The sequence below is a fragment of the Pseudomonas sp. RHF3.3-3 genome, from assembly GCF_048069595.1.
Taxonomy (GTDB): domain Bacteria; phylum Pseudomonadota; class Gammaproteobacteria; order Pseudomonadales; family Pseudomonadaceae; genus Aquipseudomonas; species Aquipseudomonas fuscovaginae_B.
The window spans coordinates 6545828-6558451 of sequence record NZ_CP182250.1; the positions used below are offsets into that span (position 1 = coordinate 6545828).

Here is a 12624-nt window from a genome sequence, read left to right on the forward strand (position 1 = left end):
TTTTTCATGCAGATCTATAAAGTCGGCGGTGCGGTACGTGATCGCCTGCTGGGCCGCGCGGTCACCGATATCGACTGGGTCGTGGTCGGTGCCACCAGTGAAGAGATGCTCGCCAGGGGCTTTCGCCCGGTCGGAGCGGACTTCCCGGTGTTTCTCCACCCCAAAAGCGGCGAGGAATACGCCCTGGCCCGCACCGAACGCAAGAGCGGGCGCGGCTACGGCGGTTTCACCTTCCATGCCAGTCCCGAGGTCACCCTCGAAGAGGACCTGATCCGTCGCGACCTGACGATCAACGCCATGGCCGAAGACGACCACGGCAACCTGACCGACCCCTACCACGGCCAGCAGGATCTCGAAAATCGCGTATTGCGGCACGTTTCCCCGGCATTCGCCGAAGACCCCCTGCGCGTATTGCGCGTTGCCCGCTTTGCCGCCCGTTATGCCGGCCTCGGGTTCACGGTGGCGCCACAGACGCTCGCACTGATGCGTCAGTTGGCGGAGTCGGGCGAACTGGAGGCGCTGACACCGGAGCGCAGCTGGAAGGAAATCTCCCGGGCCCTGATGGAGGAACAGCCTCAGGTATTCATCCAGGTACTGCGCGAATGTGGCGCCCTGGCAGTGCTGTTTCCCGAGATAGAGGCCCTCTTTGGTGTCCCGCAGCCAGCCGCCCACCATCCGGAGATCGATACGGGTCGGCACACCCTGAGCGTGCTGGAACAGGCCGCCCGCCACCAGCAACCCCTGACCGTACGCTGGGCCTGCCTGCTGCATGACCTGGGCAAGGGTCTCACCCCCGAGGAGGAATGGCCGAGGCACATTGCCCACGAAGCCAGGGGGCTTGCTCTGATCAAGGCCATCAACGAGCGCTACAAGGTGCCCCGCGATTGCCAGGAGCTGGCCTTGCTGGTGGGTGAGTATCACACCCACGGCCATCGCGCTCTCGAACTGAAAGCCTCGACCCTGCTGGAGCTACTGCAGAGTTTCGATGTCTATCGTCGGCCGCAACGCTTCGAGGAATTCATCGCCGCCTGTGAAATGGATGCCCGCGGGCGCCAGGGGCTGGAACAGCGGGATTATCCGCAGGCCGCCTACCTGCGCGGCGCGGCGCAGGCGGCCAAGGCCGTCGCGGTTCAGCCGCTGATCGAAAAGGGCTACAAGGGACCGGCACTCGGCGAGGCGCTGCGCCGCGAGCGCCTGACCGCCCTCAAGGCCTACAAGGAGAAAAACACGACCGCCCGTTGAGGAACATGGTCCGATGTGGGAGCGGGCTTGCCCGCGAAGCTCTGCGCTATATCAAGGACGTCGCACCGGCAAGCCAGCTCCCACAGGCTGACGAGCCTTGGGCTCAGGCCGATGCCGCCAGCAACGCGGCCGGTGTCAGTTGCTCGCCGCGCCATTCGAACGCAACGGGAGCCAGCACCTGATCGATCCGCGCCTCGCGCCACAACGTCGCAAAACTCTTCCCGGCTTCGGGATGCAGCTTTTGCGGCGCAATCAGCGACAATGGCCACAATACGAATGCATTTTTCAGGATTTCGGCACGCGGCAGGATCAGCCCGTCGAAATTCCCTACCTGCTCGCCATACAGCAGGACATCGATATCCAGCGGCAAGCCTTTGCGATCCGGCGCATAACGGCCGTTGTCGGCCTCGATGAACTTCAGTCGACGATCCAGCTCCATCAACGGCAGATCGGTCAGGGCCGACACCACCAGGTTGAAGAACGGTCCGCTCCTGATCCCCACCGGCTGGCTCTCGAACACCGCCGAGCAGCGGATATCCTGCAGAAACCCGGCAAGGGCATCCAGACCGGCGCACAAATGGGTTTCGCGCTCGATGTTGCTGCCGAGCCCGAGATAAACCTGAGTTAGCGACATCCGCGCTCGATCTCCACGCCCACGCCCCTGGCGGCCGCAACCGCCCCCGGCTTGGTCAACTTGAGGTGCAGCCAGGGAATCTGGAACTCGCTCATGAGCACTTCGGCCAGGCGCTCGGCAAAGGTTTCCACCAACTGGAACTGCGACTGCTCGGCAAACGCCTGGATCCGCGTCGACACGCTGGCGTAGTCGAGCGCCAGGGTCAGGTCATCCCCTGCCGCAGCTGGGCGGTTGTCCCAGGCGAAACTGAGGTCAAGACGCAGGCATTGCCTGATGCCGCGCTCCCAGTCGTAGGCCCCGATCACCGTGTCGACTTCCAGGCCCTCGATAAACACTCTGTCCAAGCACTCTTCTCCGCAGCACGACAAGGGCGCAATGCGCCGTTAGAATCAGGGCGTCCTCGCCCGGAATAGTTAGCATGTTTTGGTTACTGGCGATCCTCGCCTACCTGCTCGGCTCTCTGTCCTTCGCCATTTTGCTCAGCCGCCTGACCGGTACGCCCGATCCGCGAATGAGTGGTTCGGGCAATGCCGGCGCCACCAACATGCTGCGCCTGGCCGGCAAGAAACTGGCGATCCTGACGCTACTCGGCGACCTGCTCAAAGGCCTGCTGCCGGTACTGATCGCCGGGCTAGCCGGCATGACGCTGCAACAACAGGCCTGGATCGGCGTCTGCGCCGTTCTTGGCCACCTGTTTCCCCTCTATTTCCGCTTTCGCGGCGGCAAGGGGGTGGCGACAGCGGCCGGCATGCTGCTGGGGCTCTACCCTCCAGCGGCCCTGCTGGCCATCGCCACCTGGATCCTGACCTTCTACCTCACCCGCACCAGCTCGCTGGCCGCCTTGATCGCCACACCGCTGACCCTGCCGCTGCTGGCCTGGCAGGAGCCGGCGGCGCTGTTGCCGATGAGCGTACTGACCGGGCTGATCGTATGGCGCCACCGTGGCAATCTACGCGACCTTTTCGCCGGCCGCGAACGGCATTTCTAGATATTGCCCGTGAAAGCCGAGCCACAGCGCCTCAAAGTGGCGGCAACTGCTCCATCGGCCAACGCGCCTGTACGCTGATCGCCAGGCTTTCATGCTGCCCGGCCTGCAGACGCTGGCAGCCGGCAAAGGCAATCATCGCGCCGTTATCGGTGCAGAACCTCGGGCGTGCATAGAACACCTCGCCCTTCAGGTCGCCGAGCATTTTTTCCAGGGACTCGCGCAAGGCCTTGTTGGCACTGACGCCACCGGCGATCACCAGACGCTTCATGCCGGTCTGCTTCAACGCCCGCTTGCACTTGAAGGTCAGAGTCTCCACCACTGCCTGCTGGAAGGCCAGCGAGATGTCGCAACGGGTTTGCTCACCGTCGTCTCCAGCGCTGACGCACTGCTGCCAGGTATTGAGGGCAAAGGTCTTCAGGCCGCTGAAGCTGAACTCCAGGCCCGGACGGTCGCACATCGGCCGCGGGAACACGAAGCGCCCGGGCACACCCTGTTCGGCCAACCGGGCGATTTCCGGGCCGCCCGGATAATTCAGGCCGATCAGCTTGGCGGTCTTGTCGAAGGCTTCGCCGGCGGCATCGTCCAGGCTTTCGCCCAGCACGCTGTACTGGCCAATACCCTCGACCTGCACCAACTGCGTGTGCCCGCCAGAGACCAGCAGGGCGACGAAAGGAAACTCCGGTGGCTGCTCCTCGAGCATGGGCGCCAGCAGATGACCTTCCATATGGTGCACGCCCAACGCCGGGATATCCCAGGCGAAAGCCAGGGCCTGGGCGCACGAGGCGCCGACCAGCAAGGCGCCGACCAACCCTGGGCCGGCGGTATAGGCGATCGCATCGATCTCGGTCGGTGCACAGTCGGCCTCGGCCAGCACCTGGCGGATCAGCGGCAGCATGCGCTTGACGTGATCGCGGGAAGCCAGTTCCGGCACCACGCCACCATAGGCCCGGTGCAGGTCGATCTGGCTGAACAGCGCGTCGGCCAGAAGGCCGCGCTCACTGTCGTACAGCGCGACGCCGGTCTCGTCGCAGGAGGTTTCTAATCCCAGTACTAGCATGGGTTTGCGCCCTGAGGCTGAATTCGAAGGCGCGCATGATAGTCGTCCCCCCCCAGCTCCGACCAGCGGTTTTCGATCAGAGGCTTTGCATTCCGCGTCCCGAGGGGTTAACATCCGCAACCCTTAAAAACCGATGATCTCCAGTGCGCTTTTGCCTGAGGACGTCGACCCCGGTAATGAATGAAGGTAGCTCTGGATGCCAGCCGTCAAAGTTAAAGAGAACGAACCCTTCGACGTAGCTCTGCGTCGTTTCAAGCGCTCCTGCGAAAAAGCCGGTGTTCTGGCTGAAGTTCGTAGCCGCGAATTTTACGAGAAGCCAACTTCCGAGCGTAAGCGCAAGGCAGCTGCTGCTGTCAAGCGTCACGCCAAGAAAGTTCAGCGCGAACAGCGCCGCGCCGTTCGTCTGTACTAATACACAGACGTTCGCTGCAAGCTTCTGCCAAGCCCGGCCCTCAGCCGGGCTAATGGCATTTGCGGATATCGCTTGATGCTTCACCGTCAAAGCCGCCGATGCGGCCCAGACGAACCCGCTTCACCACGTCAGAACTGGCTTATAGCCAGCGGTGCACGTCTTTACTGACGAGCCTAACAAGGCTACCGGCGAGCACACCCTTTCCAGCTTGCGGCAAATCCGTGGTCACCTTGACCTCCAGCGGGCCCGACAGCGACATTGTACAAATCGAAATTCGACAGGCCGCCCGATTCAAGATCAGCCGGTTTCGACAGATACATTTCCCGACGATGCTTGAGCAGACGACGAACGGTCGCGCAGCCAACAGGCCTGCATGCCTCACGTCGACAGGCCCTTTCGGGATCTCCCAGCAGCGCAGTGACAACGAGAACGCCATGGCCGGGCTGATACCCCAGAGCTTCATTGACGACCTTCTGAACCGTACCGACATCGTCGATGTGGTCAGCTCGCGCGTGCAACTGAAAAAGGCCGGCAAGAACTACACCGCCTGCTGTCCTTTCCACAAGGAAAAGACTCCGTCCTTCAGCGTCAGCCCGGACAAGCAGTTCTACTATTGCTTCGGCTGCGGCGCGGGGGGCAATGCCCTCGGCTTCATCATGGACCACGACAACCTGGACTTCCCCCAGGCTGTCGAGGAGCTGGCGAAAGCTGCCGGCATGGAAGTCCCCCGCGAGGAAAGGGACAACGGCCGCGGGCGCAAGCCACGCCAACCGACCGACTCGCCGCTCTATCCGCTGCTGACCGCGGCCGCCGAATTCTACCGCCAGGCGCTCAAGAGCCATCCGGCGCGCAAGGCTGCCGTCGATTACCTCAAGGGCCGCGGCCTGACCGGCGAAATTGCCCGCGACTTCGGCCTGGGTTTCGCCCCGCCGGGCTGGGACAACCTGTTCAAGCACCTGTCCAGCGACACGCTGCAGCAGAAGGCCATGATCGACGCCGGCCTGCTGATCGAGAACGCCGAAACCGGCAAGCGCTACGACCGCTTCCGCGACCGCGTGATGTTCCCTATCCGCGACACCCGCGGCCGCATCATCGCCTTCGGCGGCCGGGTGCTCGGCGACGACAAGCCCAAGTACCTGAACTCGCCGGAAACCCCGGTGTTCCACAAGGGCCAGGAACTCTACGGCCTGTACGAAGCGCGCAAGAACAACCGCAACCTCGACGAGATCATCGTCGTCGAGGGCTACATGGACGTCATCGCCCTGGCCCAGCAGGGCCTGCGCAACGCCGTGGCCACCCTGGGCACCGCGACCAGCGAAGAGCACATGAAACGCCTGTTCCGGGTGGTGCCCAGCGTGCTGTTCTGCTTCGACGGCGACCAGGCCGGCCGCAATGCCGCCTGGCGCGCGCTCGAGGCCACCCTGAGCAGCCTGCAGGACGGCCGGCGCGCGCGCTTTCTGTTCCTGCCGGAAGGCGAAGACCCGGATACCCTGATCCGCGCCGAAGGCACCGACGCCTTCCGTGCCCGGATCAACCAGCATGCGCAGCCCCTGGCCGACTACTTCTTCCAGCAATTGACGGAAGAGGCAGACCCACGCTCGCTGGAGGGCAAGGCCCACATGGCCACCCTCGCCGCCCCGCTGATCGACAAGGTGCCAGGCGCCAACCTGCGCATCCTGATGCGCCAGCGGCTGACGGAAATCACCGGCCTGAGCAGCGAAACGGTCAGCCAACTGGCGCAAAGCGCGCCAGCACCGATGCCGGGTGCCTACGACCCGGGCATCGACTACGGCTTCACTCCGGACTACTCGGACCACCCGGACTATTCGGATTACCACCAGCCGCAGGAGGCCTACGTGCCCCAGCAGCAGGAGTGGACGCCGAAGAAATCCGCTGGCGGTGGCAAGAAGTGGGAAAAGAAACCCTGGGACAAGAACGGCAAGCGTGGCGGCGATCGCGACCAGCCACACCCACCCAGGGTCCCGGCACCGGTGGAGCCGCCGATCCAGGCCGCGGTGCGCACGCTCATTCACTACCCGCAACTGGCCGGCAAGGTCGAGACCGCCGGTCACTTCGCCGATGAAGACAACAGCACGACCCAGTTGCTGGTGGCCCTGCTCGAGGCCTTGCAGAAGAATCCTCAGCTAAGCTCCATTCAGATGCTTTCGCGCTGGCACGGCACCGAACAGGGCCGATTGCTGACCCGTCTGGCGGAAAAGGAGTGGCTGATCGACGGAGAAAACCTTGAACAACAGTTTTTCGACACCATAACTAGCTTGTCAGCCCGCCAGCGCGAGCGAAAGCTGGAACAACTTCTCAGGAAATCGCGACAGAGCGAGTTGAGCGCCGAGGAGAAATCCCTGCTGCTCGAATTGCTCAAACGCGATGTTCCTGCATCAAACCCGACCTCAACTGGCGCGTGAGGTCATAGCTCAGGTATAATCCTCGGCTTGTTTTTTGCCCGCCAAGACCTTCAGTGGATAGGGTGTTATGTCCGGAAAAGCGCAACAGCAGTCTCGCCTCAAAGAGTTGATCAGCCGTGGTCGTGAGCAGGGTTACCTGACTTACGCGGAGGTCAACGACCACCTGCCGGAGGATATTTCAGATCCGGAACAGGTGGAAGACATCATCCGCATGATCAACGACATGGGGATCAACGTATTCGAGAGTGCTCCGGATGCGGATGCCCTTTTGTTGGCCGAAGCCGATACCGACGAAGCCGCTGCCGAAGAAGCAGCTGCGGCGCTCGCGGCTGTGGAAACCGACATCGGTCGCACTACCGACCCGGTGCGCATGTACATGCGCGAAATGGGCACGGTGGAGCTGCTCACACGTGAAGGCGAAATCGAAATCGCCAAGCGTATCGAAGAGGGCATCCGTGAAGTCATGAGTGCCATCGCGCACTTCCCTGGCACGGTTGAATACATCCTCGACGAGTACAATCGCGTCACCAGCGAAGGTGGCCGCCTGTCCGACGTTCTCAGCGGCTACATCGACCCGGACGACGGCACCGCGCCGCCTGCCGCCGAAGTTCCGCCACCGGTCGATGCCAAGTCCGGCAAGGACGACGGCGACGACGACGAAGACGAAGAATCCGAAAGCGGTGACGACGAGGAAGAGGCCGAAAGCGGTCCGGACCCGGTCGTTGCGGCACAGCGTTTCGGCGCCGTCGCCGAGCAGATGGAAATCACCCGCAAGGCGCTGAAGAAGCACGGCCGCCACAACAAGGCGGCCATCGCCGAACTGTTGATCCTGGCCGACCTGTTCATGCCGATCAAGCTGGTGCCCAAGCAGTTCGAGATCCTGGTCGAGCGCGTTCGCAGCGCCCTGGATCGCCTGCGTCAGCAGGAACGCGCCATCATGCAGCTGTGCGTGCGTGATGCCCGCATGCCGCGCGCCGATTTCCTGCGCCAGTTCCCTGGCAACGAAATCGACGAGAGCTGGAGCGATGCCCTGGCCAAGGGCAAGGCCAAGTACGCCGAAGCCATCGGCCGCCTGCAGCCGGACATCATCCGTTGCCAGCAGAAGCTGACCGCACTCGAGGCCGAAACCGGCCTGACGATCGCCGAGATCAAGGAAATCAACCGTCGCATGTCGATCGGTGAGGCCAAGGCCCGCCGCGCGAAGAAAGAGATGGTTGAAGCCAACCTGCGTCTGGTGATCTCCATCGCCAAGAAGTACACCAACCGCGGCCTGCAATTCCTCGACCTGATCCAGGAAGGCAACATCGGCCTGATGAAGGCGGTGGACAAGTTCGAATACCGTCGTGGCTACAAGTTCTCGACCTATGCCACCTGGTGGATTCGTCAGGCGATCACTCGCTCGATCGCCGACCAGGCCCGCACCATCCGTATTCCGGTGCACATGATCGAGACGATCAACAAGCTCAACCGTATTTCCCGGCAGATGCTGCAGGAAATGGGTCGCGAGCCGACGCCGGAAGAGCTGGGCGAACGCATGGAAATGCCTGAGGACAAGATCCGCAAGGTATTGAAGATCGCCAAGGAACCGATCTCCATGGAAACCCCGATCGGTGATGACGAAGACTCTCATCTGGGTGACTTCATCGAAGACTCGACCATGCAGTCGCCAATCGATGTCGCCACCGTTGAAAGCCTCAAGGAAGCCACCCGCGAAGTGCTGTCCGGCCTCACCGCCCGTGAAGCCAAGGTACTGCGGATGCGTTTCGGCATCGACATGAATACCGACCACACCCTCGAGGAAGTCGGTAAGCAGTTCGACGTGACCCGCGAGCGGATTCGTCAGATCGAAGCCAAGGCGCTGCGCAAGCTGCGTCACCCGACGCGAAGCGAGCATCTGCGCTCCTTCCTCGACGAGTGATGGACAAAACCCCCGGCCCGCCGGGGGTTTTGCTTTTCAGCAGGGTACAAAAGCCTCTCCTCCCCCACAGCCCGTCTACACTCGAAACAATCCCCGTGCCATAACGAGACCGTTATGCCCAGACTGCCAGCCCTGCTACTGCTGTCGCTGCTCGCCTGGACCGCAACGGCTGGCGCGTTGAGTCTCACCGATGAGGAACGTAGCTGGCTCGCGGCCCATCCGGAGCTTCGCCTGGGCATCGATAGCGCCTGGCCGCCGTTCGAGTTTCGCGATGAGGACGGGCGCCATCAGGGACTGTCCGCCGACTACATGGCACTGGTGGAAAAACGCCTGGGCATCAGGCTCACACCCGCCGAGCCAATGAGCTGGGCAGCGGTGCTGCAACAGGCACGCGATGGCAAGCTCGACCTGCTGCCCGGCGTGATGTCCACGCCGGAACGTCGGGCCTACCTGGCCTTCACCCGCCCATACCTGGACTTTCCGATCGTCATCCTCGCCCATGAGGGCGGTGCCAAGCCGCGCAACCTGCAGGAACTGTATGGCCTGAAGATCGCCGTGGTCGAAAGCTACGCCCCCCACGAGCTGTTGCGCACCCATCATCCGGACCTGAACCTGGTCGCCCTGCCCAACGTCAGCTCGACCCTCCAGGCCCTGGCCACCGACGAGGTCGATGCCGTGGTCGGCGATCTCGCCTCCACCGTCTGGAGCCTGCGCCAACTCAAGCTCGACGGCCTGTATGTCAGCGGCGAAACGCCCTACCGCTACCAACTGGCCATGGGTGTGCCGCAGGAGCAGAAGATCCTGGTGGGCATTCTCGACAAGGTCATGGCCGACATGAGCCCCGCCGAAGTCGACGCCATCCAGAAACACTGGGTCGGCAACGTCATGAGCAGCCCCTCGTACTGGGTCGATATCCTCAGCTACGGCTTGCCGGGCGTCCTACTGCTGGTCACCGTGCTCGCCGTGGTGATCCGCGTCAACCGGCGCCTGAGCTCGGAGATCTCCCGGCGGGTGGCCCTCGAACAGGAACTGCGCAGCAGCGAGTACCACTACCGCGGCCTGGTGGAGAGCCTGTCGGCGATTGCCTGGGAAGCACGGATGGAGGATTACACCTATACCTATGTCTCGCCGCACGCCGAAGCCCTGCTCGGCTACCCGCTGGCCCACTGGCTGGTACCGGGCTTCTGGCGCAGCATCACCCACCCTGCCGACCTCACCCGCGCCCACGCCTTCTTCGATCACCAGGTCCTGGCCGGCCTCGACCACAGCCTCGATTATCGGGTGATCACCGCCGACGGCCGGACCCTGTGGGTGCGCGACATCGTCAGCCTGATCGGAGAGGGTGATGATCTGGTCATCCGTGGCTTGATGATCGACATCAGCGAAACCAAGCACACCGAGGAGGCGCTGCGCCTGTCGGAGCAGAAATTCGCCTCGGTATTCCAGCAGTGCCCCGACATTCTGGTGATCGCCCGGCTATCGGACGGCTGCCTGCTGGAGGTCAACGAAGCCTTCGAGGAACAGATTGGCCTGCGCGCCGCGCAGGTCCTGGGGCGGAGCGCCACCGAACTCAACATCTGGGGCATCGAGGGGGTCGGTCCCGGCCTCCTCCAGCGCCTGCAGGGTGGCAGCCTCCGCAACCTGGAAATGCCCTTTCGCCGCAGCAACGGCCAGCTGTTCACCGGGCTGATTTCCGCCGAGGTTTTCGAACTCGACACCACCCCCGCGCTGGTGGTCGTGGTGCGCGACATCAGCCAGCTCAAGGAAACCCGGGAGCAACTGCAGACCTCCGAGGAAAAATTCGCCAAGGCCTTCCACGCCTCTCCGGACGGCATGCTGCTGAGCCGCCAGCGCGACGGCATGCTGCTGGAAATCAACGAAGGCTTCACCCGCCTCACCGGCTACAACAGCGCCAGCTCGCTGGACCACTCGGCCATGGATCTGGGCCTGTGGGTCAACCTCAACGAGCGCAAGCACATGCTCGAACTGCTGCAACGCGATGGCTTCGTCCGCGACTTCAATTGCCATATCCGCCGCAGCGACGGGCAGATCCGCCTCTGCGAAGTCTCCAGCCGCCCCCTGCCAATCGGCGGCGAAGACTGCATGCTGACCATCGCCCGGGACATCACCGAACGCCACCTGATGCAGGAGAAGCTGCAACAGGCCGCCACGGTCTTCGAAAGCACCGCCGAAGGCGTCCTGATCACCGACACCCGGCAGCACATCAGCGCGGTCAATCGCGCCTTCAGCGAAATCACCGGCTACAGCGAAACCGAGGCCCTGGGCAACACCCCGCGCCTGCTCGCCTCGGGCCAGCACGACAGCGCCTTCTACGCCGCCATGTGGCACCAGTTGAGCGCCGACGGCCACTGGCAGGGCGAGATCTACAACCGGCGCAAGAATGGCGAACTCTATCCCAGTTGGCTGACCATCAGCGCCGTGCGCAACCGCGACCAGGTCATCACCCACTTCGTCGCCGTGTTCGCCGACATCTCCAGCCTCAAGCACGCCCAGGCGCGGCTCGACTACCAGGCCCACCACGACCCGCTGACCGGCCTGCCCAACCGCACCCTGTTCGAAAGCCGCTTGCAGGCGGCGCTGAACAGCCAGCAGGAAAATGGCGGCCAGGGCGCGGTGCTGTTCCTCGACCTGGATCGTTTCAAGCATATCAACGACAGCCTCGGCCACCCGGTCGGCGACCTGCTGCTCAAGGGCATCGCCCAGCGCCTGAAGGAGCAACTGAGGGATATCGACACCGTGGCCCGCCTGGGTGGTGACGAGTTCATCATCCTGCTGCCCGGCCTGCACCAGCCCAGCGACGCCGAGCACCTGGCCAACAAGCTGCTGGGCTGCTTCAGCGCGCCGTTCCAGGCCGGCGAACACGAGTTCTTCATCAGCGCCAGTATCGGCACCAGCCTCTACCCCGGCGACGGCACCGATGTCGCCACCCTGATCAAGAACGCCGACGCGGCGATGTACCGCTCCAAGGCCAAGGGCCGCAACCGGGTCGAAAGCTACACCCGCGACCTCACCGCCCAGGCCAGCGAACGGGTCGCCCTGGAACACGAGTTGCGCCGCGCCATCGAACGCCAGGAACTGGTGCTCTACTACCAGCCCAAGATCAGCCTCGACGATGGTGCACTGGTCGGTGCCGAAGCGCTGATCCGCTGGCACAACCCGACCTACGGCGACGTGCCACCCGAGCACTTCATTCCGCTGGCGGAAGACAACGGCATGATTCTGCAGATCGGTGACTGGGTCCTGGAGCGCGCCTGCCACCAGATGCAACGCTGGACCTTGCGCTACGGCGAGTTCGGCCCACTGTCGGTCAACCTCGCCGGCGCACAATTGCGCCAGCCGAACCTGCTGGCACGCATCGAACAACTGCTCAAGAGCCACCATCTGCGCCCCGGCTGCCTGCAACTGGAAATCACCGAAAACTTCATCATGAGCCAGACCGAAGAGGCCCTGGATGTCCTGCACCAGCTCAAGCGCCTGGGCGTGCAACTGGCCATCGACGACTTCGGCACCGGCTACTCCTCGCTGAGCTACCTCAAGCGCCTGCCGCTGGACATCCTCAAGATCGACCAGTCATTCGTCCGCGGCCTGCCGGACGACCCCCACGACGCCGCGATCGTCCGTGCCATCATCGCCCTGGGCCGCAGCATGCAGTTCACGATCATCGCCGAGGGCGTGGAAAACCTGGCGCAGCAGGCATTCCTCGCGGCCGAAGGGTGCGAACAGATCCAGGGCTACATCGTCAGCCTGCCGCTGTCCGCCGACGAATTTGCCGCGACCTTTCTTCACATGACGCTTTCGGAGTTTTCGGATGGCACAGGAGAGAAACCGTCGTTATAATTCGCGGCCAACTGAGGGCCTATAGCTCAGTCGGTTAGAGCAGAGGACTCATAATCCTTTGGTCCACGGTTCGAGTCCGTGTGGGCCCACCA

General features: G+C 63.3%; 9 protein-coding genes and 1 tRNA gene. 7 read left to right on the plus strand and 3 right to left on the minus strand.

From position 1 onward, the window contains the following. Positions 1–6: 6 nt before the first annotated feature. Complete coding sequence (locus ACMGT0_RS28830) at positions 7–1242, plus strand: multifunctional CCA addition/repair protein (RefSeq protein ID WP_416770731.1); 1236 nt, start codon at positions 7–9, stop codon at positions 1240–1242. Positions 1243–1345: 103 nt separating this feature from the next. On the opposite strand, the gene folK is transcribed toward ACMGT0_RS28830, so the two are convergent. Both folK and folB read right to left on the minus strand, forming a co-directional pair. Further along, on the minus strand, positions 1346–1876 hold the full coding sequence (gene folK / locus ACMGT0_RS28835) for a 2-amino-4-hydroxy-6-hydroxymethyldihydropteridine diphosphokinase (protein ID WP_054057026.1): 531 nt from the start codon (positions 1874–1876) through the stop codon (positions 1346–1348). Further along, positions 1867–2220: a dihydroneopterin aldolase gene (folB, locus tag ACMGT0_RS28840; protein WP_054057027.1), complete on the minus strand. Its 354-nt coding sequence runs from the start codon at positions 2218–2220 to the stop codon at positions 1867–1869. The genes folK and folB overlap by 10 nt, the downstream gene beginning before the upstream one ends. A gap of 74 nt (positions 2221–2294) precedes the next feature. Between folB and plsY the strand changes: the two genes are divergently transcribed. Beyond that, positions 2295–2864 (plus strand): glycerol-3-phosphate 1-O-acyltransferase PlsY, encoded by a 570-nt coding sequence (gene plsY / locus ACMGT0_RS28845; protein WP_054057028.1) that lies wholly within the window; start codon positions 2295–2297, stop codon positions 2862–2864. Between the two features lie 31 nt (positions 2865–2895). Here the strand turns inward: plsY and tsaD are convergent, their stop codons facing one another. Further along, entirely contained in the window at positions 2896–3921 is a 1026-nt protein-coding gene (gene tsaD, locus ACMGT0_RS28850; RefSeq protein WP_054057029.1) for a tRNA (adenosine(37)-N6)-threonylcarbamoyltransferase complex transferase subunit TsaD, read from the minus strand. A gap of 196 nt (positions 3922–4117) precedes the next feature. Between tsaD and rpsU the strand changes: the two genes are divergently transcribed. From rpsU to ACMGT0_RS28875, 5 genes are all read left to right on the plus strand, one after another. Further along, entirely contained in the window at positions 4118–4333 is a 216-nt protein-coding gene (gene rpsU, locus ACMGT0_RS28855; protein ID WP_002551877.1) for a 30S ribosomal protein S21, read from the plus strand. A gap of 434 nt (positions 4334–4767) precedes the next feature. Continuing rightward, positions 4768–6756 carry a DNA primase gene (dnaG, locus tag ACMGT0_RS28860; protein ID WP_054057031.1) on the plus strand — a complete coding sequence of 663 codons (1989 nt, stop codon included), beginning with the start codon at positions 4768–4770 and terminating at the stop codon, positions 6754–6756. 67 nt (positions 6757–6823) lie between these two features. After that, positions 6824–8674 (plus strand): RNA polymerase sigma factor RpoD, encoded by a 1851-nt coding sequence (gene rpoD / locus ACMGT0_RS28865; RefSeq protein WP_054057032.1) that lies wholly within the window; start codon positions 6824–6826, stop codon positions 8672–8674. A 114-nt stretch (positions 8675–8788) separates the two neighbouring features. Then, a complete protein-coding gene (locus tag ACMGT0_RS28870; protein WP_416770736.1) occupies positions 8789–12532 on the plus strand; it encodes a bifunctional diguanylate cyclase/phosphodiesterase in 3744 nt (1247 codons plus the stop codon). 15 nt (positions 12533–12547) lie between these two features. After that, positions 12548–12624: transfer RNA gene (locus tag ACMGT0_RS28875), tRNA-Ile, on the plus strand.

Excerpts from the sequence above, each read along its gene's own strand:
- ACMGT0_RS28830 (WP_416770731.1), top strand. The coding sequence starts at position 7 with ATGCAGATCTATAAAGTCGGCGGTGCGGTACGTGATCGCCTGCTGGGC.
- folK (WP_054057026.1), bottom strand. The coding sequence starts at position 1,876 with ATGTCGCTAACTCAGGTTTATCTCGGGCTCGGCAGCAACATCGAGCGC.
- plsY (WP_054057028.1), top strand. The coding sequence starts at position 2,295 with ATGTTTTGGTTACTGGCGATCCTCGCCTACCTGCTCGGCTCTCTGTCC.
- tsaD (WP_054057029.1), bottom strand. The coding sequence starts at position 3,921 with ATGCTAGTACTGGGATTAGAAACCTCCTGCGACGAGACCGGCGTCGCG.
- rpsU (WP_002551877.1), top strand. The coding sequence starts at position 4,118 with ATGCCAGCCGTCAAAGTTAAAGAGAACGAACCCTTCGACGTAGCTCTG.
- dnaG (WP_054057031.1), top strand. The coding sequence starts at position 4,768 with ATGGCCGGGCTGATACCCCAGAGCTTCATTGACGACCTTCTGAACCGT.
- rpoD (WP_054057032.1), top strand. The coding sequence starts at position 6,824 with ATGTCCGGAAAAGCGCAACAGCAGTCTCGCCTCAAAGAGTTGATCAGC.
- ACMGT0_RS28870 (WP_416770736.1), top strand. The coding sequence starts at position 8,789 with ATGCCCAGACTGCCAGCCCTGCTACTGCTGTCGCTGCTCGCCTGGACC.